This window comes from Pseudomonas sp. p99-361, assembly GCF_003935475.1.
GTDB classification, from domain to species: Bacteria; Pseudomonadota; Gammaproteobacteria; order Pseudomonadales; family Pseudomonadaceae; genus Aquipseudomonas; species Aquipseudomonas juntendi.
In genome coordinates this window covers 1-26,068 of sequence record NZ_RHQO01000066.1, presented here as the reverse complement: position 1 = coordinate 26,068, position 26,068 = coordinate 1, and the positions used below count along the sequence as shown (strand labels likewise).

Genomic DNA, 26,068 nt, shown 5'->3' with positions numbered 1-26,068 from the left:
TGCGCGATCACCTGTGGGAGCGGGCGTGCCCGCGAAGGGTCGCAAAGCGGCCCCAAATTACTTAACTGACTGGCATTAGGCGCTTAGCGCCCCTTGTAAGGGCGGGTTCACCCGCGAAGAGGCCGGGCCTACCGGCGGCTAGCTCCTGGCCATTCACCGTCGCCTCCGCTACCGCAATCGCGGGTAAACCCGCACCTCCAACAGCGCCCGCGGGTGGCAATGGCCGGCAACACAGCTATCTGCTATTTACGCCCTTTCACCGCAGCGGGTGCCTTGCCCGCCTTCATCTGCTGCAACAACGGTGTGCACTGGTTCGGATCATCGCCACTGCTGGGTGCAATCAGCGCCAGCAAACCGGCTGCAGGCCCTGCCACAACCCCCAACGCCACCATGCCCGCACCGCGCAACGCCAGTGGCACCGCCTGTACACCCGCATTGGGTTTGGCAAATGGCCCGCGTACATACAGCGGCGAACGCAGCGAGAACAGCCGCAGCCCTTTCGATTCAGGGGTGATCTTCAGGTCCAACTGCTCACTGGCAAAATTCGCCGTGCCATTGATATAGATGATCGCGTTCTCGGTGTCGAAGATGAACAGCCGGGTCGAGGCCAAGCCGTCCTTGATGCCAACATCGGCCGCCGCGCAGTTGATCTGCACGTCCTCATCGCCAAACAGCTTGCCGACCACATAGTTGCCCACGTTCAAACCCGCAATCTCCATCAGGCTGCGGCTGATGGCGCCATCGTTGACCAACATGCGCAGGTCGCCATTGGCCGTGCCTAGCAGGGCAGCGACGGAATTGCCACGGCCACTGATATCGGCATCGCCATTGAGCTCACCAAAACTGGTCTGCATGGGGGCGAAACCGGGGAACAATTGCTTGAGCTTGAAGCCCCGGGCGGTCAACTGTGCCCGCCCTTGCAGCGGCACGCTGCGCCCATCCAGACGAATGTTGGAGGCCAGGTTGCCACCGGCCACGCCAAACCGCAGCGGCTCCAGGCGTAGCAGCCCGTCATCGAGAATCACGTGCGCCGCCAGGTCGTTGAACGGCAGTTGTGCACTGTGCACGATGCGCTTGCCGGCAAAGGTGACGTCGGCGTCCATGGCGCGCCAGCGATCGGTGCGGAACTCTTCCACCGGCAGCACCTTGCCGGCCGGTTGCTTGCTGGCCCCGCCACGGGCCTTCTGCTCGGCATTGGAGTCAGCGCCGATCAGCGGCGCCAGGTCCTTGAACAGCAGCTGGTTGGACACCAGCTTGCCCGTCAGCTTGGGCCGTGGCTGGCTGGCGACGAAGGCCAGGTCGCCGTGGATGTCGCTGTCGCCGATCTTGCCGTTGAAACCCTCGTACTTGAAACGCGCACCTTCGGCTGCATGCAGGTTGGCGCTGAGCCGGCCGTCTGTGGAATAGGCCGGGGTGTCGGGCAAGGTCACCCCCGTCAAAGGGTAGAGGTTGCCCAGGCTGGCGCCCGACAGGCGCAGGCGCAGGTCAAGGGCACCCAGGTTGCGTGGGTCGGTCAGGGTGCCGGCAAGTACCACGTGCGTATCGGCAATGCGCACGTCGGCCTGCAACGGGAACGGCTGGGTGGCGTCCTGCAGCGCCAGCAGGCCACCGATCTTGCCGGTGCCAGACACCGGCTGCCCCTTGTAGCGACCCTGGGCCTTAAAAGCAAAGGCGTAATCCTGCGCTCCGCCGGCTTTTTCAGCGCTGGCCTTGCCAACGATTTCGCTGAAAGGGATTGGCTTGCCCAATGGGTCAACCTGCACCTTCATGCGGGTTTTCAAGGTCTGGTCGTCGAAGCTGACATTGCCTTGGTCAAAGCCGATGGCACCAATGTCCAACTGCCATTTGGAAGGTGCCTCGTTTTCGTCCTTCGCCCCGAAATCGAATGTCCAGTTGGCCCGGCCATCTGCCAACCGGGTCAGGCTGGCCGTGGGCTTGGTCAGGTTGATGCGCGGGATGCTGATCTTCTGCACCAATAGCGCAAGTGGCGCCAGGCGGAACTCTACGCGCTCCAGGCCCACCATCTTCGGCTCCCGCAACCACTCAGGGTTGCCCAGGGTGAGGTCTTCGGCGGTGAAGTGCGGCCATGGCACCCAGGCACGCCAACCGCCTTCTTCTGGCTCGGTACGCCAATGCACGGCGAGGTTGCCGTTGATTGCGAACGGCCGATGCAAGGCCTCGGACACCTTCTCGTTGAGCAACGGCTTGACGCGGTTCCAGTCGAAGGTGGCGATCACCACTACCAGTATTGCCAGCAGCGTGAGCAGGGTGGCGAGGGTCCAGACGAGGATTCTGGCGGGACGCGTCATTGCGTGATTCTCCTTGCGGGGCTCGAAACAGGCGCGGCGGTGGCACTTAGTATCTGGGACTGACGAAAACCCGTGGGGTTTTATCGGTAGCGTCATCTTAGCGAAGTTTTTCCTGGCCATTCGCTCAGCAAATCGTGGCGCGGCGGCGCTCATGTTACCCCACAACAGCCTCGGCATTTTGGCATCAACGAGCCTGCAAGGCGCTTAACAGAGCGGTCGCCGAGCTCTATCAATATGGTCGATTGTTACCATTACCCGTATGAACTTCTCTCTGGCGTTACCCGGCGTAGCATTGGCTTCGTATCCACTTTCCAGCCCCCGAAAGGAGCACCGAATCATGAAACGCCAACTGCTGACCCTGACCCTGTCCATCCTGGCCGCCAACGCCTTTGCCCTGCCAGCCGCTGAACAACACCTCACTGCGGAATCGCGTTCGAGCGCTGTCGAAATTGCCCAACCGCTGAAAACAGTCGCCGAAGGTGGCTCGGACCGCCTGATCGAACAATCCGGCCGCGTGGCCGAAGGTGGCTCGGACCGCCTCATCGAACAGTCCGGCCGCGTGGCCGAAGGTGGCTCGGATCGCCTCATCGAACAGTCCGGCCGCGTAGCCGAAGGTGGCTCGGATCGCCTCATCGAACAGTCCGGCCGCGTGGCCGAAGGTGGTTCGGATCGCCTCATCGAACAGTCCGGCCGCGTGGCCGAAGGTGGTTCGGATCGCCTGGTTGCAATCAGCCACGTGAGCTGATTGCCATGGCTGAAAAGAACAACCTGTGTCACACCGCTTGCTCCCCTCCCAGCCCGGTCATTGACCGGGCTTCGTTTTTTTAACTAGAGTGCCCAGCCTTACCGTCACAGAAGCCCGCACCATGCTGCCGCGCGCCGAACAGAAGCTACAGACTCGCCAGGCCCTGCTCGATGCCGCCTGCCAGCTCATGGAAAGTGGCCGGGGCTTTGGCAGCATCAGCCTGCGCGAAGTGGCGAAGACAGCCGGCATCGTGCCAACCGGCTTTTACCGGCATTTCCCGGATATGGACGCCCTGGGCCTGGCCCTGGTAGCCGAGATCGATACTACCTTCCGCCAGACCATTCGCCTGGTCCGTCACAACGAATTCGAGCTGGGCGGCATCACCGACGCCTCGGTGCGCATCTTTCTCGATGTAGTCGCCGCCCACCGCGCGCTGTTTCTGTTCCTGGCGCGGGAACAGTATGGTGGGTCACAGCCGGTGCGCCAGGCCATTGCCCGCCTGCGTCAGAACATAAGCGACGACCTGGCCACCGACCTTGCGCGCATGAAACGCTGGCAGCACCTGGACAGCGCGGCGCTGACAGTGATGGCCGACCTTGTGGTGAAAACGGTGTTCGCCACCCTGCCCGAGCTGATCGACAGCCCAGAAGCGGGTTATCCACAGGCCCTGTCACCGCAGGAAAAGATCACCCAGCAGTTGCGCTTCATCTTCGTCGGGGCGCGGCATTGGCAAGGGTTAGGCAACCCGGGCTGATCGCCTTTCGCTCAACCCCGCCCGGCCAGCCGGGCAAGCGCACCGCCGGCTACCGAAAACCCCACTTCTGCTACCATGGCGCCCTGCCCGACAGCCACGAGCGCCGACATGTCCGACCCCCGCCCTACCCTGCCCGCACTGGCCCGTTTCAACCAGCACTTCGCCGAGCGCATCGTGCCAATGTGGCAAGGCCCTGGCTGGAATGCCGACATGGCACTGCCCTACGAAGCCCTCGACGCCCAGCACCGGCCGTTACCGGTACAGCGCTACCGGGCCATGGCCTGCGCCCGCCAGCTGTACCTGTTCAGCAGCCGCATCGAACAACCGGGCGCCGCCGAGCGTGCAGCCGCGCTGTTCCGCTCGTTGCAGAAGCACTTTCACGACGCGGAGCACGGGGGCTGGTTCTACAGCATCGATGCCCAGGGCAACCCGCTGGACCGGCGCAAGGACCTGTATACCCACGCCTTCATCGTCTTTGCCTGCGCGCACTACTGGGGCAAGGTCGGCGAAAGCCTGGTGGAATCCACACTCAATGCCGGCCTCGACATCATCGACCAGCAGTTCGCCAGGGACGATGGTCTGTACGAAGCAAGCCTGGGCGAGGATTGGGCAGACCTGGGCAGCGGGCCCCTGCAGAATCCACAGATGCACCTGGCCGAGGCCTTCCTGCAGGTACTGGCTGTTCGCGACGACGAACATACCCGGCAGTCACTGCTGCAACTGTGTGCAGCACTCCAGGCGCATTTCGTCGAACCGGCCCATGGGCTGATGCTGGAGAAACCGCGCGGGGCTGTGGATAACTGGTACGAGCCTGGCCACCAGTTCGAATGGTTCTACCTGTTGCACACCTCCCCGCTGCTGCGAGATACGCCGCTGCATGCCTCGATCGACCGGGCGTTCAGCTACGCCGAACAACAAGGGGTGCAGGGTGGCGCAGTGCTCGCCATGCTGGGCGTGGACGGCCAGGTGCTGGACGCCACCCAGCGCATCTGGGCACAGGCGGAGTACCTGCGTGCGCTGGTGCTGCGCGCTGGCGGTGAAGCCAGGTTGCCTGAACAGTTGCAGGTGCTGGAAGCGCGGTTCCTGCGCGAGGCTGGCTGGTACGAATGCCGGGATGGCGAGGGTGCCGTCAGCCGGCATGACATGCCTTCGACTACGCCCTACCACCTGGCAACTTGCCTGGAAGGCTTGCAGCGCCTGAGCTGAAGCCTTCGCGGTTGTGGCCGCCGAGCGGCCCTCGCTCAGCCCTTGACCGACCGGTCGATCGAGAACCCGGCCCAGTCCTGGCTCACCGGCATCAGCTCAAGGCTGTTGATGTTGATGTGCGCGGGCTGGTTGAGGATCCAGAAGATGGTCTCGGCAATGTCCTGCGGCTGGATAGGCTCGGCGCCTGCGTAGGTGGCGTCATACTTGGCCTGGTCACCACCGAACCGTACCAGCGAAAATTCACTTTCGCACAGGCCCGGCTCGATGTTGCTCACGCGCACACCTGTGCCACGCAGGTCGCAGCGCAGGCTCAGCGAGAACTGCCCGACAAAGGCCTTGGTGCCGCCATACACGTTGCTGCCCGGGTACGGATAGTTGCCGGCCACCGAACCGACGTTGAGGATCGACGCCCCACGGCCATGGGCAATCAACCGTGGCAGCAGCAGGCGGGTGGTGTACATCAAGCCCTTGATGTTGGTGTCGACCATGGTTTCCCAGTCGTCCAGGCTGCAGTTCTGCGCCGCATCCACGCCCAGCGCCAGGCCGGCGTTGTTGACCAGGCCCTGCAGCTTGTCGAAGCCGGCTGGCAGGCTGGCAATGGCCTGCTCCATGGCTTTGCGGTCACGCACATCGAGTACCAGGCCATGTACTTCGGTCTTGGCAGAAAGCTCGGCGCACAAGGCGTCCAGGCGCTCCTTGCGACGACCGGTTAGCACCAGCTTCCAGCCGGCTTCGGCGAAACGGCGGGCTGTGGCCTCGCCGAAACCCGACGTGGCGCCAGTGATGAATACGGTGGATGACATGCTCTGTTCCTCGCAGTGGGTGGTCATGGCAGTTTTGCAGCATGCCCGTGGCCAACGCTGGCGGCAAGCCGAAAAGGCAGCTGGTCATTTTTTGTTCATGTGCGGCAAACCCTTGTGGCAGAAGCCTCCGCGCCAGCTATGCGCATGTTATCCACAGGGCTTTCCCCACGGATTGGGGGCAACTTCGCTGTACGGCGGAACCCTTTCAGCCCGTCGTGGTCGGCGGCATTCTTTTCAGTGGTGGCGAAAGCTTTCAAGCATGCCGCCTGTAGCGGGGTGTCCAAGGCTTTTACACAGAGTTATCCACAGAATTTGCGCAGTGCTGGGAGTGGTTGGAATGACGTGATTTGCCTGGAAAAACAATCCACAGGGGTGCACTGATCAAAAAATGATCATGCCGCTGTAGGGCTTGATGGTGTTGGGTTGGAGGGGGATACCACCATGTTTTCCACAGGCGGTTCCACATTATCGGTGGAAAAGATTTGGCTTGCGGGAAGCGGGGTTGGGTAGCTGTGGGTGAACGGGTTGAGGGCCCGGTTAGGTTGAGTTGTCCACATGGGAAGGGGGCTGCGTTGCAGCCCATCGCGACACAAGGCCGCTCCTACAGGGGACCGCGACCGGGCATGGATCGCGGCCCCTAGGGGGAACTAATGCCCACCCAGGTAAGCGCTGCGCACTTCTTCGTTGACCAACAACTCTTGCCCAGTCCCGGTCATGCGAATTTGCCCGTTGACCATCACGTAGGCACGGTCCGACAGTTTCAGGGCGTGGTTGGCGTTCTGCTCCACCAGGAAAATGGTCATGCCGGTCTTCGCCAGTTCCCGCAGGGTCGAGAAGATCTGCTTGACCACGATGGGTGCCAACCCCAGCGAGGGCTCGTCCAGCAACAGCAATTTTGGCCGGCTCATCAGCGCCCGGGCAATCGCCAGCATCTGCTGCTCGCCACCGGACATGGTCATGGCCCGCTGGTTACGCCGCTCTTTTAGGCGCGGGAAGAGTTCGTACATGCGCTGCATGTCTTCGTCGGCATGCTTGTCGCCAATGGGGATGGTCCCCATCATCAGGTTTTCCTCGACGCTCATGTCGGGGAATACCCGGCGCCCTTCCGGCGACTGGGCGATGCCGTTGGAAGCAATGTAGTGCGATGACTTGCGGGTAATGTCGGTGCCACGGTAGACGATCTGCCCAGAAGCCGCCCGCGGCTGCCCGAATATCGACATCAGCAGGGTCGACTTGCCGGCCCCGTTGGCGCCGATAAGGCTGACCGTCTCGCCTTCGTTGATGTGCATCGATACCTTTTTCAGCGCCTGGATCGGCCCATAGAACACGTCCAGGTCCTTCAGCTCGAGAATGGGTGCACTCATACCAGTTCCTCTTCGTCTGCACCCAGGTAGGCAGCGATCACCGTCGGGTTGTTGCGGATGTCCTGTGGCGCCCCCTCGGCAATCACGTTGCCGTGGTCCAGTACCACGATATGGTCGGAAATGCTCATGACCATGCCCATGTCGTGTTCGATCAGCACCACGGTGATGTCGTGCTCGTCACGCAGCACGCGAATCATCTGGCTAAGTGCCTCGGTTTCCTGCGGGTTCAAGCCCGCCGCCGGTTCGTCCAGGCAGATGATTTTCGGTCGCGTGCACATGGCGCGAGCGATTTCCAGGCGGCGCTGCTGGCCATACGACAGCTCACCGGCCAGGCGGTTGGCGCAGTCGACCAGGTCGACCACCTCCAGCCAGTAGAAGGCGTGGTCCAGCGCATCGCTTTCGGCCTTGCGGTATGCCTTGGTATTGAATACCCCCGCCAGCAGGTTGCGGTTGACCCACATGTGCTGGGCCACCAGCAGGTTCTCCACCACCGACATTTCCTTGAACAGCCGGATGTTCTGGAAGGTGCGCGCCAGGCCGGCGCGGTTGACCAGGTGGGTGCCGCCGAACATCTTGTAGTACAGGCGGCTGGCAAAGCGTGCTGGCGAGACGAAGTCGGCCGCCTGGAAACGCTCGCCCAGCAGCTGGATCACATTCGTGTGGCTACCGCGCACGTTCAGTTCGATGCGCCCGCCGCTGGCCTTGTAGAAACCGGTCAGGCAGTTGAACACCGTGGTCTTGCCGGCGCCGTTGGGGCCGATCAGGGCGAAGATCTGGTTGCGCCTGACCTTCAGGCTCACGTCGCTGAGCGCCTTGATGCCGCCGAACTGCATCATCAGGTTGTCGACCGACAGAATGATTTCGTCGCTCATGGCGCCACTCCTTTACGCGGGGTCACACCGGTACGGCTGATGCGGATCAGCCCCCGCGGTCGCCAGATCATCATCAACACCATCAGTACGCCGAACAGCAGCACCCGGTACTCGGAGAAGCTGCGCAGCAACTCGGGCGCCACGGTCAGCACGAAGGCTGCAATGACGACGCCCACGGTGGAGCCCATGCCACCCAGCACGACGATGGCGAGAATCAACGCCGACTCGAAGAAGGTGAACGACGAGGGGTTGACGAAGCCTTGGTACGTGGCGAAGAACACGCCGGCCAAACCCGCAGTGGAGGCGCCCAGGGTGAAGGCCGAGAGCTTGACCAGCACGTGGTTCAGGCCCATCGAACGGCAGGCGATCTCGTCTTCGCGAAGCGCTTCCCAGGCCCGGCCGACGGGCATGCGGGTCAAGCGGTGCTTGATGTAGAGCACGGCCAGCACGACCATGAACAGCACCGCATAAATGAACACGAACTTGAGGTTGGGGTTGTAGGCAAAGCCGAAGAACTCATGGATGGGCACCCCACCGTCCTTGGCCCGGCGGCCGAACTCCAGGCCCAGGAAGGTCGGCGACGGCGCCGGCATGCCGTTGGGGCCGCCGGTAAACGACAGCCAGTTGTTCAGCACCAGGCGAATGATCTCGCCAAAGCCCAGGGTCACGATTGCCAGGTAGTCACCGTGCATGCGCAGCACCGGGAAGCCCAGAATGCACCCGGCAAGGGCCGCCGCAATGGCTGCCAGCGGTAACACACTCCAGAAGCCCAGGCCAAGGTATTGGTAACCCAGTGCGAGGCCGTAGGCGCCAATGGCGTAGAAGGCCACGTACCCCAGGTCGAGCAGGCCGGCCAGGCCGACCACGATGTTCAGGCCCAGGCCCAGCAGCACATAGATCAGGCCGAGGATGACCACGGTCAGCAGGTACTTGTTGGCGAAGATCGGGAAGACGATGGCAATCACGATCAGCGCCGGGATGATGTAGCGCAGCCGCGACACATAGTTCGGCGCCCGCACATGCACGCCCGAGCCACCGCTGTCGAAGCCTTCGAGCATGCGCCGGCCGGCGGCGGTCTGCACATACAGGCTGAGCAGGAAACGCCCGAGCATCACGCCACCTACCAGCCAGGCCACGCGGCGGGGTTCGGCGTTGAAGGTATAACCGTCGAGCACCACGCCGACGATCGGGCCGAACACGATCAGCGCCAGCAGGCCGGCGACGAGGGTTTCGAGCAGGCTGCGTTTGATATCGAAACCTCTGGTTTCAGAGGCAGAAGCAATTTTGGCAATCGACATGTTCACACCTTAGCCACGAGCGGGCGACCCAGCAGGCCTTGTGGGCGGAAGATAAGGATCATCACCAGCAGCGAGAAGCTGAACACGTCCTTGTAGTCGGAGTTGATCAGGCCGGAGAACAGCGATTCGGAGATCCCCAGGATGATTCCGCCGAGCATGGCGCCCGGCAAGGAGCCAATGCCACCGAGCACTGCGGCGGTGAATGCCTTGATACCGATGATGAAGCCGGCATAGAAGTCGAAGGTGCCGTAGTTCATGGTGATCAGCACGCCTGCCAGGGCGGCCATCACTGCACCAATGACGAATACGTAGGAAATGACCCGGTCGGTGTTGATGCCCAGAATCGAGGCCATCTTGCGGTCTTGCTGGGTAGCGCGACACATGCGGCCGAGCTTGGTGTACTTGATGACGTAGGTCAGCAGGCCCATGCCGACAAATGCCGCCACCAGGATGAAGATCTTGGTGTAGGTCAGTTGCACGAAGCCGGTGCCGACATCGATGCGCATGGCGCCTTCGAGCAGGGTTGGCACGCCTTGTTGGCGAGCGCCCTGGCTGATCTGTGCGTAGTTCTGCAGGATCAGCGAAATGCCGATGGCGCTGATCAGCGGTGCCAGGCGGGTAGAGTTACGCAGCGGCTTGTAGGCGATGCGCTCGATGGTGAAGCCGTACACCCCCGTGACGACGATGGTGAACAACAGCGTGCCCAGCATCAGCAGGGGAAACGACTCGACGCCAAAATAGGCCAGCAATGCCAGGCTGATCGCCGCCAGGTAGGCGGAAATCATATACACCTCGCCGTGCGCGAAGTTGATCATGCCGATAATGCCATAGACCATTGTGTAGCCGATGGCGATCAGGCCATAGACCGACCCGAGGGTCAGGCCGTTGACCAGTTGCTGCAGGAAAATACCATCCATAACGCAATCTCACTGAGCGAGACTGCACGCATGCCGACCACGCAAGGCCACGGACAATGCGGCCCCAGCAGTGCACGACCGTGCAGGTCTCCGAATAAGGACAGGTACCGCAGGGGCTCAGGCCCGGGCGCATGCGCAACCCGGGCGGGTGGCCGTTATTATTTTTGTTTGTCCAGCTGGTGGTACTTGCCGTCCTTGTCCCACTGGTAGACCACGTAGTCGGACACGGTCAGGTCGCCCTTGCTGTCCCACTTCTTTTCGCCCATGACGGTCTGCACCGGGTTGGCCTTGAGCCACTTGGCAGCGTCTTCGCCCTTGTTCGACTTGGCGCCGTTGAAGGCGGCGGCGAGCGCCTGCAGCGAGGCGTAGGCGTACAGGGTGTAGCCTTCCGGTTCGGTGCCCGCCTTGCGGAACTCCTCGACCACGGCCTTGCTGTCTGGCAGCAGGCGCGGGTCGGCGCCAAAGGTCATGTACACGCCATCGACGTACTGCGCACCGCCAGCGGTAGACACCAGCTCGTCGGTGACGATGCCATCATCCGACATGAACTTGACGTCCTTCAGGCCCTGTTCGCGCAGTTGACGCACCAGCGGGCCGGCTTCCGGGTGCAGGCCGCCGAAGTAGACCACATCGGCACCGGCAGCACGGATCTTGGTGACCACGGCGCTGAAGTCTTTCTCGCCACGGGTCAGGCCTTCGTACAACACAGGCTTGACGCCGCGTTTTTCCAGCTGTGCCTTGGTGGCATCAGCCAGGCCTTGGCCGTAGGTGTCCTTGTCGTGCAGCACCGCGACTTTCTTGCCCTTGAGCACGTCGACAATGTAGTCGCCGGCGACCACGCCCTGCTGGTCGTCACGGCCACACATGCGGAACATGGCACTCAGGCCGCGCTCGGTGACCTGTGGGTTGGTCGAACCGGGCGTGATGGCGATCACGCCGGCCTCGTCATACACCTCGGAGGCCGGGATGGTATTGGACGAACAGAAGTGGCCGACCACCCCGATCACCTTGTCCTGGTCGACCAGGCGGTTGGCTACGGCAACGGCCTGTTTCGGTTCGCAGGCGTCATCGCCTTTGACCAGCACGATTTTCTCGCCATTCACGCCACCCGCGGCGTTGATCTTGTCGGCCGCAGCTTGCGCACCTTTCATGTACTGCTCGCCGAACGCTGCGTTGGCTCCGGTCATCGGCCCCGCTACGCCGATCTTGACGTCGGCCTGGACATACGAAGAAACACCCAGTGCCGTGGCTACGGCAAGCGCCAGGAAACCTTTCTTGTAAAACGTCTGCGACATGAGGTGGTGCTCCTAGAGTTTTTTTGGTTGGCACTACAACTTCTCAGCCCAATGCTCAGAGCAAGGGCCGTGCCATCGGTTTTGTCTTACGGAAAATCACACCACCATCGGCACATAGAGGCGACCGACGGCCTTTTCTTTATTGAGCGTGCAACCGTCTGCCACGCGCCGGGCGCCACCACCCGTACAGACAAGGAGCAACCACTATGTGCCATCATTGCAACCCTGCCATGTGTTTACGTGCAACCGGCCTGTAACAGCATACGTCACCGAATTGCACACCCGTGGTGCGCGACTGCTACAGGCAGCACCGTTTCAAGGCTGGCGGGCGCACCGAAAAATACGCGGATTTGGCAGATACGCGGCCCTGCAGGAGCGGGTTCACCCGCGAACAGGCCAGCGCAGACACAACAAGGCCGAAAAGGCTGGCACAATGTCCCCCATTCGCCGCCTCCGGAGCCCCTTTGATGAGCGAGAGCGCATTCGCCGAGCGCATCGTGCACAACCTGCTCGACACCGATTTCTACAAACTCACCATGATGCAGGGTGTGCTGCACAACTACCCGGACGCCGACGTCGAATGGGAATTCCGCTGCCGCAACGGCGAGGACTTGCGGCCGTATCTAGGCGAAATCCGCCACCAGCTGGAGGTGCTCAACGACCTCACGCTCGATGATGGCCAGCTGGGTTTTCTGGAGCGCATCAGTTTCCTCAAGCCCGACTTCCTACGGTTTTTGCGGCTGTTTCGCTTCAACCTGCGCTATGTGCACCTTGGCATCGAGCACGATCAGCTGTTCCTGCGCCTCAAAGGCCCTTGGCTGCATGTGATCCTGTTCGAAGTGCCTTTGCTGGCGATCATCAGCGAAGTGCGCAACCGCCACCTGCACCCGCATATGCGCCTGGCCGAGGCACGCGACCAGCTGTACCGCAAGTTCGACTGGCTGCGCGCCCACGCCAGCGACGACGAACTGGCCGAACTGCAGGTAGCCGACTTTGGCACCCGCCGGCGCTTTTCCAGCCGCGTGCAGGAGGAAGTGGTCCGGGTACTGCGCGACGACTTCCCTGGCCGTTTCGTCGGCACCAGCAACGTCGACCTGGCATGGAAACTGGATATCAAGCCGCTGGGCACCATGGCCCACGAGTGGATCATGGCGCACCAGCAGTTGGGCCCGCGGCTGATCGACAGCCAGATCGCCGCGCTGGACTGCTGGGTGCGCGAGTACCGCGGCCTGCTCGGTATCGCCCTGACCGACTGCATCACCATGGATGCCTTCCTCGGCGATTTCGACCTGTACTTCGCCAAGCTGTTCGATGGCTTGCGCCACGACTCCGGCGAGCCGGTGGCCTGGGCCGAAAAAGCGATCGCCCATTACCAGAAACTGGGTATCGACCCGATGACCAAGACCCTGGTGTTTTCCGACAGCCTCAACCTTACCCGCTCGCTGGAAATCTTCCGGGCCCTGCGCGGGCGCATCAACGTCAGCTTTGGCATCGGTACCAACCTGACCTGCGACATACCGGGTGTGGTCCCCATGAGCATCGTGCTTAAAATGACCGATTGCAACGGCGCACCGGTGGCCAAGATTTCCGACGAAGCGGCCAAGACCCAGTGCCGCGACGCCAACTTCGTTGCCTACATGCGTCACGTATTCAAAGTCCCCAGCAAGGAGTAACCCATGCAAGCGGTTCAGCAAGAAATTGCCCAGGCGCTGAAGGTCCAGCCGCCGTTCGCCGACGCGGCCGCGCTCGAGGCAGAAGTTGCCCGGCGCGTGGCGTTCATCAAGGACTGCCTGGCCAACGCCCGGCTCAAGACCCTGGTACTGGGCATCAGCGGCGGGGTCGACTCGCTGACCGCCGCCCTGCTCGCCCAGCGCGCCATCAACGAACTGCGCGCCGAAACCGGTGACCAGGCTTATACCTTCATTGCCGTTCGCCTGCCGTACCAGGTGCAGCATGATGAACATGACGCCCAGGCCTGCCTGGACGTGATCAAGGCCGACGAAGTGCACACCGTGGACATCGCCCCGGCAGTGCGCGCCTTGGCGGCTGAAGTGGTGGAATTGAAAAGCGGCTCGCCGGCGCTGGTGGACTTCGTGGTAGGCAACGTCAAGGCACGCACGCGCATGGTGGCCCAATACACCATCGCCGGCGCGCGCGCAGGGCTGGTGATCGGTACCGACCACGCCGCCGAAGCGGTGATTTCTACCCCCCTACACTGAACTGCACAATCCGATAGCCCTTAGCTTCACCCCCTCCAGAATCTGAGCCATGAGCCATACTTCCCACCGACCTTCCTGAGTCGATGTGCAGGGCCTCAGAATATGAAAGTGATTGCGGTGCGAGACAGAGATCTTGACCTAAGCAATTCCATCCTTGCCAATGGCAAATACCGAGAACAGTTCCTAGCTCAGCCAGAAGGCAGTGAACCATCCGTGAAGGTAACTGGGTGCGGGCTGATTGATGACGATGAACAGCTCCTCCCTCTGGTGTCCTCCTATCTGTGCCGGAACTACCGGAACGTCTCAAAGGCAGACAAAACCGTTCTGTCCTATGCCAGGCGTATTTCGTACCTACTTCAAGACCAGAAGACCAAACCCGAGTACGAGAACTCCCGCCGAGACGATCTCCTGCTGAGTATCGGGTTAGGTAGCCTAGAGGTGTACTTGGGTCGCCTGGATGGTGCGGGCCTTGCTCCCAAAACGGTGCAAGGCCGAGATGCCGCCTACAACCATTTCTTCAGCCACCATCTGTGCATCAGCCTGAATGGTAAGCCTCCGCTCCGGACTGACAATCCTTATGAGCACGGGCCGATTCGAACAGGTAAGGCGAATATCAAAGCAATCGTTCAGCCATGCAGCATGCTTGAGCTTGAACAGATGATCCTGCATACAAAATCAGAACGTGAGAGGTGCATGCTGCAGCTGATTTACGACTCGGGCATTCGAGAGTCTGAGGTTCCCCGCATAACGCTTCAGCACATTCGCGATGCGCTTGAGTACCAGAAGCTCCAGTATGTTTCCGCTGAGTGCAACATACCGGTGAATGCGGACTACAGCCCCTTGCATGTCCAAGGCAGCAAGGGCAAAAAAAATCAAATAGTCCCAAGGATAACGCTCGTCAGCAGGACGACACTGGAACGCATCGAGAACTACCACAAGACGCCGCTGTACCACCGCTATAGCCAGCGCATCAGAGACCCGAAAGAGACGCCTGCTTTCTTCAACTCACATGGGAAGCCTTACACCACTAAGAGCGTTGAAAAGCTGTTTGAGCGCCTCTCCAAGCGGGCGCGAAAGTCACGCAAGATCACGCGAAAGATCTCAGCACACAAGTTCCGACATGGTTCTGCGTACCTTCTGCTCACAAGCCCTGATCTTGGAGAGGATTATTTCCAGCGCCTGGGAATGCTTTCGATAGGGCATGGCCACTCGTATACCACCACGACTGAGGGGTATGCGCAGATCCCTCATGACATCTACCAAAAGCTCTGCACGCCAGATTCCCTCATCAAAACCAAGTGCGGAGAGATGCACGTTCTACGCGAGAGGACGACCATTCGCATCAAGACCGGAGATAAAAAATGATCCGCCTCGTAAACCCCTCCGGCCCTGCCTCAGATAAAAAAAATTTCGCGAATTGCTTTTGACACATTCCGCCATCTCAGCCACGAAAAATGCCTGATAGGACAAGCGCTTAGCGTTAAGGGTATGCCAGCAGCATACTCTTAACTCATTGATTCATAAGGTTTTTATACATTTCTACGGCTTGACCAACGCACCGTCATGGTATTCATTCTGGTTACCACTCGGGAGGAATCACCACGTCCTTCTGCGTTCACCTGGATCGGGAGCAAGCCTAGAATGAGCACCACTCATCAGCCGCCTGAGGATCAGGCAGACGGTCAATCTCGCAGCGAATCTGAGGCTTCCGACCAAGCCAGGCGTCCCAAGCGGAAAGAGTCCGAAGTCACCGAGGCAATTGAGGCGTGGGCCACGCAGATCAAGAGCAGTCGCCAATCCCTCCTGAACGTGCAGCTCTCGCAGAGAGGAAAGCTGAGCCCAGCCTACACGTATCTCAAGGATGAACTGGAGACAAGCGGCAACACCTTCAACGCGAGGGAAGACATCCTCGACTCGATCATCCAGCGGATGATCGAGGAGCAGATCGTGATCCCCGACCAGCCCTCAATCGCGAATGAGTGGCGCCGGAAGCTTCTCTGCTGGTACGAAGGCCTGACAGAGGCAGAGAAGCAAAACGTCCCAGTATTCGGCAATACCATCTCGTCGAAGGCCAGCTTGTTCCAGGTCGACGGGATGAAAAACCTGAAGTGGGCCCGCTCCAAATTCGTCATCGTTGAGCAGACCCTCCAAGACATCCTCACTGACCTCACGCGGCTTGGCGTCATCAAGGCAGACTACAAAAACTGTAAGGAACGAGAGGTCGAAGCCGAGCTTAAAAAACAGCAGGCCGCGCCAAAGGACTCCCTGACTAAGGCGCTCGCTGAGCTCAGGCTCATCGGACTCTCAAAGTACGAAGACCTGGTGGAGGATCCCAATAGGCCCTTCAGCAAGCTCCTGCACATGTTTGCTGCGGCGTCGCTGAAGTCGAAATCCGCATCCGGCCAGCAGAATTATAGTGATGGTTTCCGACTGGTGACCCTGCATCTGAGTGAGGTTGGCTTCACGGGAAATGAGGATCCTCGGGAGTACGTTACAGCACACTACCTGACGCGTTTCAGGAAGTACCTCACCGATCAAATGGAGGCCAACATACTTACGTCACTCTACTCACAGGGTGTCTTGTCGGCAGTCCGTTCGATGCTCAAGCGAGCAGTGAAGATTCGCGGAATGGGCCTCACATCATTTATTGATGTGGAAGGATTCAACACCGCTCGAGAGACGGATGAATATCGCCCATACCCGAAGTACGCACGAACGGCGATCCAGCAAGCTTGTGACATGGAGCGGCTACAGACTAACGAGCTAGCAAAGGACTATGTACCCTTCCATGGTGGCAGTGATCCGTTGGGTGAGGACGGATACCTTGTGAGAGGTATGGCCACCTTAGAGAACGCTCGCTGGATATTTGAGAACAAGCTCAACGGCAGGATGATTAGCCGGTGGTCGGCTGATCCTGATGACAAATATGAGCAAGCCTTTGTGCGGTTGCTGAAGATCGGCGGGCTAGGAATCGCTGAGACGTATGCCAGCTGGGGTGTTATTTACCATGTTACCTCGAGGATGCTGGCGCCATACATCACACGCCTTGCGCAGGTGACGGGGTTGAACGCGGACTCTCTCAAAAGCTTGGACATCGATGATTTCGTCGAGCGCCACGAGGTGACCCATCGCCCATACCTGCGTTACTGGAAAGTGCGCTCAGGTGGGGGGAAGGTTCTTCATCTCGACATGATGCACGCGGATTGGACATGGTACTCACGGGCACAAAGCATTGAGATCAAGAAGATCTTCGACGAGGTCATCTACCTGACCCACCACATTCGCGAGCGCGCTGAAGGGCCAATCAAAGAGAGGCTGTTCATCTACGAGTCGCAGAAGCAATCCGAATTCCGGAAGGTGAAGTCGTTCGAGGACTCAACTGTCATCAACAATGTGATGAACCAGTTAGCCATGGATCACGACCTCAAAACTGAGGACGGGCAGCCGCTGAATATCTCGGCTTCTCGACTGCGCCCGAGCCTCGTGGCCGACCTCGTAGCGCTAGGCCTATCGGTCAGGGAAATCCAGGTAATACTTGGGCACAAGTCGATACAAGCCACCCAGAGCTATCTCGACAAGCTCGAATTCAACAAAACAGCTCGTGAGGTCAACACCAAAGCGCTCACCCAAATTCACAAAGGCACGATTATTCGCGATAGCCAGCAGGTCAAGCCAACTCCCCCTGCGGCAACCTCATCGCCGATCATCATTCGGACGGGCCTCGTCAGTTGCAAGGATGCGCTTAACCCTCCTGATGAAATTAAAAGGCTGCCGAGCTACAAAAAAGGCAGTAAGTGCTCGCTGCTCAACAAGTGCCTGTCCTGTAGCAACTCCATCATCACTGTGTCGAATCTGCCCGACCTTTTTGCCATGCAGTGGGACTACACCTCGATTATGTCCACAAGCAACGTGGCAGAAACACCCTATGGCGCTGTCATCCGCGAGAACCTTGAGGTACTGGAAAGTATCCTCACGCCGTCTGACCACGGCTTCACAGCGGAGCAACTGGATGAGGCTCGTCGTCTGGCAGAGCACATCATCCCTAGCCCTCTGATTGAGACGGTCTCCCTGTGATCCTCGGGTTCGATAGCCTCATTTACAAAATCAAAGCCGTGCGCGAGCGGTTCTTGGGCTACTTGGGCAACGAGCTCATCGCAGTCACCTCCCACTCCAACGATGGGGTGAACGCACTTGAGCTGCTCGCAGCACTGATGAACCTCCCAGCCAGCAAATTGAGCCTCGTAAAGGATATGCTCTGGGATTTCAACGGTGAGCCTCACGCACTTGCGAGGGACATCCAGGGCGCCAAATCGCGCATCGATTTCGGGGTCTATGAGAGCCTTAACAGCACTATCCTGTTCGAGCTGAAGATGGCCATGCTGTGCGTGCTGGAGATTCCAGGGGCTCTTCACTTCAGTCGAAAATCTAAGAGCCGCAAACCTCACTCAGTCTTGGACATGTTCAAATCCGTGATTCCGTTTATCGATCAAATGTGTGCTCGTAAGCGAGCGGAACATGGGGATCACTTCTTCGAAAGATCGCACTTCAGCTTGGCCGACTTCACCGAACAAGACTATCGGGCGGGGGCTGAACACTTTGACCGAGCCTTCAGGGGGCCAACCCTTCAAGGTTTCCAGGTATTACGATCTCACTTCCTGGTCGAAAACCTATTTTCTAAGCCTTTGGCCTATGTGGATCTGGAGGCCTTGAAGTGGAAGTACAACAGCTTTACCAACAAAAAAAACCGCACCAGAAAAAAATGGTTCAGTAATCATATTTTCGAAAAGTGCTCCCGTGAGGGCTCGTTCGCCGTTGTCGATTTCCTCAGAGCGCTGAAGGAAGACATCTGCGATCAGTACACGCTGAGCCGGCTCGATTTGGCTGAATATCAGAAGGCCAGGAGCGCCAATATCACGCGGAGAAATTACGACATCTACGTTGCATACCGGATGACCTCAAGGGGCTACACGGGCCTCCAGATCAAGCCCTTCCTCTACAAGCTGGAGCCTGAATACTGGTCACCCCAAAACCCTGGGATGCTGAAGGACAAGGAAGCGCTGTGTAAATTGACACGAGCTCCAATGGACAACGAGCTGTATGAGTACCTCACCCACATCAACAACAGCGCCTGCTACATCATTGGTCAGTACACTGGAATGAGGCCATCAGAGCTAGCCGGTTGTCTGGTTGATAGCTGCCTGACAGTTGATGAATTCGGGCACGACCTCATCATCAGCGGTGTCATCAAACATCAGGAAGTCCTCAGGAAGCTTTTCGATGACAAGTGGGTTGCGATCCCAATCGTCAAGGATGCAGTCCAAGTGCTGCGGATCCTGAACCGGTTCAAGCAGAACCCCTACCTGTTCGCCAACATGAACACCGTGAAGCCAGGCATGCAACATGAGGCCAACTCGTTGAGCGGGTCTGGGTTAACCCATCAACTCTGTACTTTCTTGGCCAACACCGTGACCTTCGACGAACTCGAAGAGCTGGATGTATCGCCCTACACACTGAGGCACTCACTCTCCAACCAGATGTTCAGGGCTGCTGTAGGACTGCCGTTCATTTCCTACCAGCTTAAGCACTTTGGTCACCATGCCAGTACCATCGGCCAAGATAGGCGTCACAACCGGGTCGGCACCGTTACGATTGACTACGGCGGCATCGGTGAAGCCCTAAGTTCAGGTGGTGGCTCAGATGCCCCCGGTCGAAGGGATGCCGAGAAGGAGTTCATCATGAATTCCTTAGACCCCGACGGGGGTTATGCCGGCGACAATGCACCCGCGCACCGTGCTCGGCTCAAGAAATACTTCAGGGGCTATCTCGAGGCAGGCTATTCGAACGACGAAATTTTTGAGCGGATGGTTGAGCTTAATTTCGCGGTCATCAACGTCGGTCAAGGATATTGCTACGGCAATGCGACGGATCTGGATGATCCGTCCATTCCCTGCATCGGCTCACTGCGGTGCAACCCCAACCGGTGCCAGAACGCGGTGGTGACAGAGGCCAATGCACCCAAGTGGCAAGAGATCTATGTTCAAAACACCCTGGCGCTCAGGCGCTACGAAACGGATCCGGCTGCGGCCTTTGCAGAACTGAGAGATCTGGATGACGTTGCCTTGTCCATCGAGCAAATGAAGCTCGTGATAGCCGAGGCCAAAGGCGTGCTCACGCAACTCGGCATTGAGGTATCTGTGTGAGTACAGCCGCCTATGACGCCAAGAATGAGGAGAACTTCGAGGCTGTTACGTTGGCGCTTGATGCTGCACTGAAGAAAATGGAAAAAGACTCTTCAATCTCGGCCAACGCAACCCAGTTGGCCAAGCTGGCTGGAGTACATCGGAACACCATCTACCATCGCGTCTGGCCGCTTGAGCGTCTGCAAGAAATCAAGGCCGAGCGTGCTCAGCAAAAAAACGACGAGGCAGCCGCGAAAGCTCAGACGCGCACACCTGAGGAGTTGCTGGAGCTCAGCAGGGTTGAGATCGTCTATTGGTTCACCCAGGTTCAAGACGCTCGAGCTGCCAACACCGAATTGCTCAACAACCTCAGGGAGACGGAGAAGGCTCGCGATATGTACATGGACGATCATCAGGAAGCCCTGAGGGTCATCAATCAAATGCGAGTCAACATCCGCAAGCTGGAGCACACAATCGTGGTTCTCCAGGATGAGATTCAGCAGCTGCAAGGCCGAATGGGTGGATAGGAGATGTGCCAGATGAATTCAGAATTTGAGAAAGCTCGTGCTGACGAACTGGAGGCGGTCGAGGAAGCGATTGACGCGATGAGTGATGCTCCCGACCTGGATTCACTCTGGGAACAGCAGCGTGTAATCCGAGATCGTCTTCTTAACGCTTTGTCGACGCTTATTGATGATGAGGAGCATGACGACTGGATGGATAGGTCGAATGCAGCCACTCGCCGGCGCGAGCGCGAATTGTGATAGCAAAATCTATGTACCGTTGCTCGAGGCGGGCTGCCGTAAGCTTCGTCAGACGCCTGTGGAACCACGCCATTGGAGATAATCGCTCTGAGCTTGAGAAAGCCAGAGAGCGGGCGTTCATCGACGCGGTGAACTCATTGAAGACGCTGAGAACGACACCTGGAGGTGGCATGGCCATCGATCCCGAAGAGATTCGTGATCAGGTGATAGCGTCACGAGAACAAATGAAGCAATTCGTCCACAATCCGCCAAAATGCCCCAAGAGGAGCACCCCCATGAGCAAGCTGACCCAGTACAGCAATGTCAGAGTGATTTTCGAGATCGATGGCTGCCAGGCGGACGCCGAGTTGAGCCACGGAGAGACTATGGCACTTGCCCAATTCTTTAAGCGGGCCCACTGGAGCGAGTTTCGTGGGTGCGCAATAGATGATCACGAAGCCTATTCAATCCGAGCTGCTGTCGGAAAGCTGCAGGATGCCCTGGCCCGTAGTGGTTATAACCCACGCTGATCGAGCGCTTGTTCGGCCAACTGACTTTTTTTTGCCGGGCAGGTGGGGAAATTTACGACGGGCGTGAAGCGCAATGGTTGGGGCCTCTGCATCACGCTGACATGCTCTAGGTCTAGCCCTTCCTAGATACGATGACAGGCACTACCTTATGTCATCATTCTGCAGCGACGGTGGCTCCAGTGGACTTGCTTACGCCTCTCTACCATACCGACAAGCTCCATCCTCATTTCAAAACGATCACCGACGGGCGTAAAGGCCGGCACTATCAGAGAGAGGAGCTTCTGCGTTGGCTTGAGGGGTTCCCCGACAGGGATAATAAGTTTGTGAAGGAGTTTCAGACGACCTTCAACTCAAGCTTCTGGGAGATCTACCTTCACGCGACTTTTCGCGACTATGGCTTCTCATTTGACTGGACTCACCCTGCACCCGACTTTCTGCTCACAGCGGGTGAAGTGACGTTCACCGTCGAGGCTACCACGGCCAACCATGCCGCTGACGCAACGCCCGAATGGGGGTTGGGAATGACGCCCGAGTTTTACAAGGACGTCGATTTCAACGAACTCAATCGGGTTGCCATCATTCGCTTGGCTAATGCCTTTATGAGCAAGTCGCGAAAATTCGATGACAAATATGCCCACCATGACCATGTCAAAGACCGACCCTTTGTCCTCGCCCTTGCCCCGTTTGAGCAACCCGGTTTTCAACTGCAAGCTTTTCGACCAATCGAAGCCTTGCTGTTCGACTACTACGTGGATGAGTCCGAATACATAGCCAATCCTGGGCGCTTCCCCAATGGTCTTGAAGGGAAAACCTTGGGGAGCGTGCAAAAAGACAATGGCGCAGAGATCGAGCTGGGTTTCTTCGACTGTCCGCGCTTCAGCCACATCAGCGCAGTGGTGTTCAGCCACCTGGGCACTTGGGGGAAAGTAGATGCGATGTCCGGTTGCCCGACTGCGATCATTCGTTCGATCTGGTCATCACCGAGCGGCTTGGAGCACGTTGTTTCTAAGGGCGATGAATGCTCGGAAAAGATCACCGATGGGCTGAGGATCTATCACAATCCGTATGCGTCGATTCCTCTCCCGTTGGAGGTATTCCGCAAAGAGGGGGTGGCTCAAATTTGGGCTGATCCTGTTGAACGATCACTGTTCAGTGAGGAAGCGGAAAACTGCTTGCAGTCCCGAACGGCCATGATGTTCTTTACGGGCAAAGACAAGGATTTCGTGGAGACGCCCTCTCCGTAGCCGCATCAGCCGCCGCGTCGTGATTTCTCCCTAAGATGCCGTGTAATGAATAGTGCTCCAACAAGAGCGCTCGGTTATTACTAACCTGCGTGCCACGCCCAACCGTGCTACTCGGCAACCCGCTTCTTGAAGACCTCGGCCAGAGAGAGGCCGGCCTCCTTCAGCTCTCGTATCGCCCTGAGCCTCTCAGCCGCAGCTGCCTGGCTCCCGCTCCCAAAGCCGCCACACAGTGCCCTTCGAGTACCCCAGAGCACGGGACACCTCAGCCTGGGTGAGGCCGTCTTTTTTCAGCGCTTGAACTGCCTTCCACTTCTCTCTGGCAGCCGTGACTCGTGGATGCTCAATCTCGCGAGGCCGTCGTTCCATGATCTCGTTGGCTCTGCCCAAGGCCTCCGCTTCCACAATTGCGTCGATCAGCACCTGGTGTGTTGTCTGCTGATTCTCAGCAGCAATCACCATGGCGAACAGGGTGGCTGGGCTGATGTTCAACGAAATGGCCAGATCCCTCACGGTATCAATGGTGGCCGTGAAGCGAGCAGCTTCCAGCTCGCTGATCGTTTGTTGACGAACCAGGCCGGAGATCTCCTGCTGAGACAGGCCTTGCTGCGTTCGCAGCGACTGAAGCACGGCGGCGAGAGAATGGCGTAGCGGCATTTCTGCCTCCGCAAAATGAGACGGTATGCCTCGTTTGCCTCGACTCGCTCAAACAGATATATTGGTTCGAGTGAGTCGAATGGCGATCTGCCGCTACGATCCCGTTCGCACATCACCTCGTCGTTTTGGATACCGAGGTACTTGGTGACTGATAGCTCTGTTGAGCACGAGTTGCTCCAGGAAGGAAAAATCTCTTCCGCTGGCACATCCCTGTCTCGACCTGAGATTGAGGCACTGCTCGCCGAACGCTTCCCCCGTAGACCGTACTGCCTTGTTGAGGACTGGCTTCTTTTCCACGTCGATGAGCCGCCTGAGTCGCTCGCGAGGGTTCGATCTGCAGGCCTGCAGCCGATGTTCCTGTACTCCCATTGCGTCACCTACGACAGCCAGGGGCGGTTCCCGCCTGGCGGATGGGTGCGGTCGACGCTGCGCAAGACCTATGACGGCGTATGCATGTTTGAGACACGGAACACGGTGTATGTGTTGATCGGCCAAGGTCGCGAGCAAACTGCCTCGCTCAAGACAATATTCGGATTATTTTGACCCGCAAGCTCCGCCTGGCGGACTTGCCCAGATGAGATTCACGATGTTCCGCATTAGCACGCAAGACCAGGCTGGCCCCGTGGGTATGTTTGGGGATGGCCTCGCTCACTTTCATGCAGTCACCCGATCCCTGGCGACGCACTGGTATCACGTCAGCCTCAAGCGCCAGCACGAGGATCGGTTCGTCGACTATGAAGAGATGCTCAACGATGAGCCGCGACTCATGGAGTTGCTGTTGGCTCAGAACGAGTGCCTGGTGGTACAGGATGTTCAAGTCATGACTCCCGGCTGGATGAACAAGGGCACTGGTTGGAAGATGGAGAAGCTCAAGTCGTTGTCGATGGGCTACGACCGTGCAGAAGTGCCCATCTGTGTGCTTGAGGTCGAGAGCGGCGCCGTATACGTCGATACGCACGAGCCTAGGCTTGATGTCGAGTCCCTGACCGGCGTGAAGGAGCTGTACCGACGTCGTGCCACAAAGCCGAATGCCGGGGCTGAACCTCGGAGTTCTCACTCGTGACAGATATCAACACTGTCGCGGTCGACTTCCATGTGAAGCGCTTTAGCGACTTCGATCTGTTACGGATTGCTAGAGCGGTGAACCAGGACTATGACTCTCTGGTAACTGCCTATCTTGTAAACGTCCAGATTCACGCGTGCAGCGCCGTGGGCGTTGTATTTGGCCACCTACTTGAGCACCCGACTGGTAGGTTCGCGGACGGTCATCTGATCCGCACATCTGATATTCAGTCTGTGGCCAAGGAAGGGAGGTTCTGGGTCATTACGACCCTTAACTCCAGGTACGTCGTGGCTACGTTTAGGAAAGACGGAGGGCGGCGAAGCCTTCAAGAGTTTCGGCGTTTGGCTGGTGATCGCTATATGCCAACACCTCATCCGCCAAAAGCCGGCACATGCCTCGAACCCATATGGCAGGATAGATAGCACAACGCTATTATTCCGACCAACAAGGTACAAAGGATGAACCATGAGCTCAAATGGTGTTGTGGTGGTAGTCGGCGGGGTTTGCCTGATCATCGGGACAGCTGCAGGCCATGTGTGGAGTAGCATCCGGACAAAGTCCGCGATGGATGATCTGGTTCGAGAAAACAACGAATTGCGGCAGAAGCTAAGCGCGTTGTCGGACGTCTTCAAGAACTCATCTGGCTCTATCGTCGAGGCGATTGCTGATGTTGTGTCCAACCCACCAAAAAACATGGCTGAGTTGGAGGCACGCCTCAAAAGCCATCACCTGTTCCCATCCCAGGTCGTACAGATTATGGATGAGGTTAAGCGGCTCGGAATCCTGAAGGCGGCGGCTTAAATGGACAACATCGAAGCGACACTGCTTGAGATTGGCGGTCAAGAGATGGTTGACGAGTACAGGAAGCGGCTTGCCAAGCCAATTGCTAAGCCGCTACCCCATGCGAGCATCGATTCCTTCTCCATTGGCTATGCGATGGTGATCGGAGCCGGCGCCTGTGCCCTCGATGTGATCTTGGACAACGCGTTTCGTCAGGACATGCTGGACAAGCATTCCGAGATCACCGATGACACCCTCCAGCGGGATCTTGAGAAAAAGGTGAAGGACAAGCTCAAGGATCTAGGCTTAGAGACCGAAAAGGGCCAGCCAGGCATGGCGATGGATTGGTATGAGAAACTGAACGACGCTCTGGGTCTTAAGTCCCCGTATCGGTCGCGGTAGGGACGGCAGTTACCTGCCGCCCCCCGCACAGATCCGTACGTGCGGGACTACCGCATACGGCTCCTGCCTCGGGTATGTGACGCGAAGCGATCCTCAGGGTAAGGGTGTGCATTTCTGGGCCTAGGTATGTAGAGATCAGCAAGGCGTCCATAGCGTGACCATTGAAGTCGATTACGCTGGCTACGACGTTTGAGGGCTTGCCGCCATAAACGGCAGACCGCCGAACGAAAACCACCCAGACGTGTCAGGTTTCCCGGCACCGCGTGGTAATTGAAGTAACCGCTCACCACCCGTGTGAGCCATTGCCCTTGAACCCAGATGGGTTCATGACGTCGGTGTTTCAGCTCATCCCGCATGGCCAGCAGCATCGCACGCATTCGCTTCTTGACCGTCAGTCGCAGTATTTGAAACCCACCGCTTCTGTTGGTACTACAACAGTGCGTGAAGCCCAGGAAGTCAAACGTCTCCGGTTTACCTAACCCTCGCTTCCTGCGATTTCTCGCAGCAAAACGACCGAACTCAATTAGCCGTGTCTTCGAGGCGTTCAGGGATAAACCGAACCTGGCCAACCGTTCCTGCAACTGCACCAGAAACTGCTGAGCCTGCACTTTCGTCGTAACCGTCCGGCCAACTCACCTTCCTGACCCCGACGCCAAAGGCGATGGTGTCCACCTAATTTAAGTGGACACCA

24 protein-coding genes and 1 pseudogene are annotated in these 26,068 nt (G+C 58.6%); 17 read left to right on the top strand and 8 right to left on the bottom strand.

Annotation, left to right across the window (positions count from 1 at the left end):
* Positions 1 to 242 precede the first annotated feature (242 nt).
* Complete coding sequence (locus tag EGJ22_RS21510) at positions 243 to 2,309, bottom strand: AsmA family protein (RefSeq protein WP_029885717.1); 2,067 nt, start codon at positions 2,307 to 2,309, stop codon at positions 243 to 245.
* A 337-nt stretch (positions 2,310 to 2,646) separates the two neighbouring features.
* On the opposite strand from EGJ22_RS21510, the gene EGJ22_RS21505 reads away from it, so the two are divergent.
* The 3 genes from EGJ22_RS21505 (at position 2,647) to EGJ22_RS21495 (ending at position 5,014) form a co-directional block, all read left to right on the top strand.
* Positions 2,647 to 3,054, top strand: coding sequence for a hypothetical protein (locus tag EGJ22_RS21505; RefSeq protein ID WP_054904947.1), 408 nt, complete (start codon positions 2,647 to 2,649; stop codon positions 3,052 to 3,054).
* 121 nt (positions 3,055 to 3,175) lie between these two features.
* Positions 3,176 to 3,808: a TetR family transcriptional regulator gene (locus EGJ22_RS21500; RefSeq protein ID WP_009683298.1), complete on the top strand. Its 633-nt coding sequence runs from the start codon at positions 3,176 to 3,178 to the stop codon at positions 3,806 to 3,808.
* Positions 3,809 to 3,916: 108 nt separating this feature from the next.
* Entirely contained in the window at positions 3,917 to 5,014 is a 1,098-nt protein-coding gene (locus EGJ22_RS21495) for an AGE family epimerase/isomerase (protein WP_029885719.1), read from the top strand.
* A gap of 35 nt (positions 5,015 to 5,049) precedes the next feature.
* Here EGJ22_RS21495 and EGJ22_RS21490 read toward each other — a convergent pair whose 3' ends face one another.
* From EGJ22_RS21490 to EGJ22_RS21465, 6 genes are all read right to left on the bottom strand, one after another.
* Positions 5,050 to 5,817 (bottom strand): SDR family oxidoreductase, encoded by a 768-nt coding sequence (locus tag EGJ22_RS21490; protein ID WP_029885720.1) that lies wholly within the window; start codon positions 5,815 to 5,817, stop codon positions 5,050 to 5,052.
* 647 nt (positions 5,818 to 6,464) lie between these two features.
* Positions 6,465 to 7,181 (bottom strand): ABC transporter ATP-binding protein, encoded by a 717-nt coding sequence (locus EGJ22_RS21485; protein ID WP_009683302.1) that lies wholly within the window; start codon positions 7,179 to 7,181, stop codon positions 6,465 to 6,467.
* Entirely contained in the window at positions 7,178 to 8,053 is an 876-nt protein-coding gene (locus EGJ22_RS21480) for an ATP-binding cassette domain-containing protein (protein WP_029885721.1), read from the bottom strand. Before EGJ22_RS21480 ends, EGJ22_RS21485 begins: the two co-directional genes overlap by 4 nt.
* Entirely contained in the window at positions 8,050 to 9,351 is a 1,302-nt protein-coding gene (livM, locus tag EGJ22_RS21475; protein WP_029885722.1) for a high-affinity branched-chain amino acid ABC transporter permease LivM, read from the bottom strand. Before livM ends, EGJ22_RS21480 begins: the two co-directional genes overlap by 4 nt.
* A 2-nt stretch (positions 9,352 to 9,353) precedes the next feature.
* The gene (locus EGJ22_RS21470; protein WP_029885723.1) at positions 9,354 to 10,268 is read right to left on the bottom strand and encodes a branched-chain amino acid ABC transporter permease; all 915 of its coding nucleotides are present in this window, start codon (positions 10,266 to 10,268) and stop codon (positions 9,354 to 9,356) included.
* A 158-nt stretch (positions 10,269 to 10,426) separates the two neighbouring features.
* On the bottom strand, positions 10,427 to 11,563 hold the full coding sequence (locus EGJ22_RS21465) for a branched-chain amino acid ABC transporter substrate-binding protein (RefSeq protein ID WP_009683307.1): 1,137 nt from the start codon (positions 11,561 to 11,563) through the stop codon (positions 10,427 to 10,429).
* A 467-nt stretch (positions 11,564 to 12,030) separates the two neighbouring features.
* On the opposite strand from EGJ22_RS21465, the gene pncB reads away from it, so the two are divergent.
* The 9 genes and pseudogenes from pncB (at position 12,031) to EGJ22_RS21415 (ending at position 22,478) form a co-directional block, all read left to right on the top strand.
* On the top strand, positions 12,031 to 13,236 hold the full coding sequence (gene pncB, locus EGJ22_RS21455; RefSeq protein WP_009683308.1) for a nicotinate phosphoribosyltransferase: 1,206 nt from the start codon (positions 12,031 to 12,033) through the stop codon (positions 13,234 to 13,236).
* A gap of 3 nt (positions 13,237 to 13,239) precedes the next feature.
* A pseudogene (gene nadE / locus EGJ22_RS21450) lies at positions 13,240 to 13,764 on the top strand (NAD(+) synthase); the annotation flags it as partial.
* Positions 13,765 to 13,884: 120 nt separating this feature from the next.
* Complete coding sequence (locus EGJ22_RS21445; RefSeq protein ID WP_054572213.1) at positions 13,885 to 15,147, top strand: tyrosine-type recombinase/integrase; 1,263 nt, start codon at positions 13,885 to 13,887, stop codon at positions 15,145 to 15,147.
* A 276-nt stretch (positions 15,148 to 15,423) separates the two neighbouring features.
* Positions 15,424 to 17,856 (top strand): site-specific integrase, encoded by a 2,433-nt coding sequence (locus EGJ22_RS21440; protein ID WP_125920390.1) that lies wholly within the window; start codon positions 15,424 to 15,426, stop codon positions 17,854 to 17,856.
* Complete coding sequence (locus tag EGJ22_RS21435; protein WP_087535083.1) at positions 17,853 to 19,982, top strand: hypothetical protein; 2,130 nt, start codon at positions 17,853 to 17,855, stop codon at positions 19,980 to 19,982. The genes EGJ22_RS21440 and EGJ22_RS21435 overlap by 4 nt, the downstream gene beginning before the upstream one ends.
* Entirely contained in the window at positions 19,979 to 20,488 is a 510-nt protein-coding gene (locus EGJ22_RS21430) for a hypothetical protein (RefSeq protein ID WP_054572116.1), read from the top strand. The genes EGJ22_RS21435 and EGJ22_RS21430 overlap by 4 nt, the downstream gene beginning before the upstream one ends.
* A 12-nt stretch (positions 20,489 to 20,500) precedes the next feature.
* On the top strand, positions 20,501 to 20,725 hold the full coding sequence (locus EGJ22_RS21425; RefSeq protein WP_054572117.1) for a hypothetical protein: 225 nt from the start codon (positions 20,501 to 20,503) through the stop codon (positions 20,723 to 20,725).
* Between the two features lie 170 nt (positions 20,726 to 20,895).
* Entirely contained in the window at positions 20,896 to 21,234 is a 339-nt protein-coding gene (locus EGJ22_RS26290; protein ID WP_054572118.1) for a hypothetical protein, read from the top strand.
* Positions 21,235 to 21,413: 179 nt separating this feature from the next.
* Positions 21,414 to 22,478 carry a hypothetical protein gene (locus tag EGJ22_RS21415; RefSeq protein ID WP_054572119.1) on the top strand — a complete coding sequence of 355 codons (1,065 nt, stop codon included), beginning with the start codon at positions 21,414 to 21,416 and terminating at the stop codon, positions 22,476 to 22,478.
* A gap of 186 nt (positions 22,479 to 22,664) precedes the next feature.
* On the opposite strand, the gene EGJ22_RS21410 is transcribed toward EGJ22_RS21415, so the two are convergent.
* Positions 22,665 to 23,132 carry a helix-turn-helix domain-containing protein gene (locus EGJ22_RS21410; protein ID WP_054572120.1) on the bottom strand — a complete coding sequence of 156 codons (468 nt, stop codon included), beginning with the start codon at positions 23,130 to 23,132 and terminating at the stop codon, positions 22,665 to 22,667.
* Between the two features lie 144 nt (positions 23,133 to 23,276).
* Between EGJ22_RS21410 and EGJ22_RS21405 the strand changes: the two genes are divergently transcribed.
* Genes EGJ22_RS21405 through EGJ22_RS21385 form a run of 5 tightly spaced genes read left to right on the top strand, consistent with a single transcriptional unit; the run spans position 23,277 to position 25,377 of the window.
* On the top strand, positions 23,277 to 23,675 hold the full coding sequence (locus tag EGJ22_RS21405) for a hypothetical protein (protein WP_102083541.1): 399 nt from the start codon (positions 23,277 to 23,279) through the stop codon (positions 23,673 to 23,675).
* A gap of 43 nt (positions 23,676 to 23,718) precedes the next feature.
* Positions 23,719 to 24,195, top strand: coding sequence for a hypothetical protein (locus EGJ22_RS21400; RefSeq protein ID WP_054572122.1), 477 nt, complete (start codon positions 23,719 to 23,721; stop codon positions 24,193 to 24,195).
* Entirely contained in the window at positions 24,192 to 24,617 is a 426-nt protein-coding gene (locus EGJ22_RS26655) for a hypothetical protein (protein WP_102083532.1), read from the top strand. Before EGJ22_RS21400 ends, EGJ22_RS26655 begins: the two co-directional genes overlap by 4 nt.
* A gap of 43 nt (positions 24,618 to 24,660) precedes the next feature.
* On the top strand, positions 24,661 to 24,996 hold the full coding sequence (locus EGJ22_RS21390; RefSeq protein WP_102083533.1) for a hypothetical protein: 336 nt from the start codon (positions 24,661 to 24,663) through the stop codon (positions 24,994 to 24,996).
* The gene (locus EGJ22_RS21385) at positions 24,997 to 25,377 is read left to right on the top strand and encodes a hypothetical protein (protein WP_125920389.1); all 381 of its coding nucleotides are present in this window, start codon (positions 24,997 to 24,999) and stop codon (positions 25,375 to 25,377) included.
* Positions 25,378 to 26,068 lie beyond the last annotated feature (691 nt).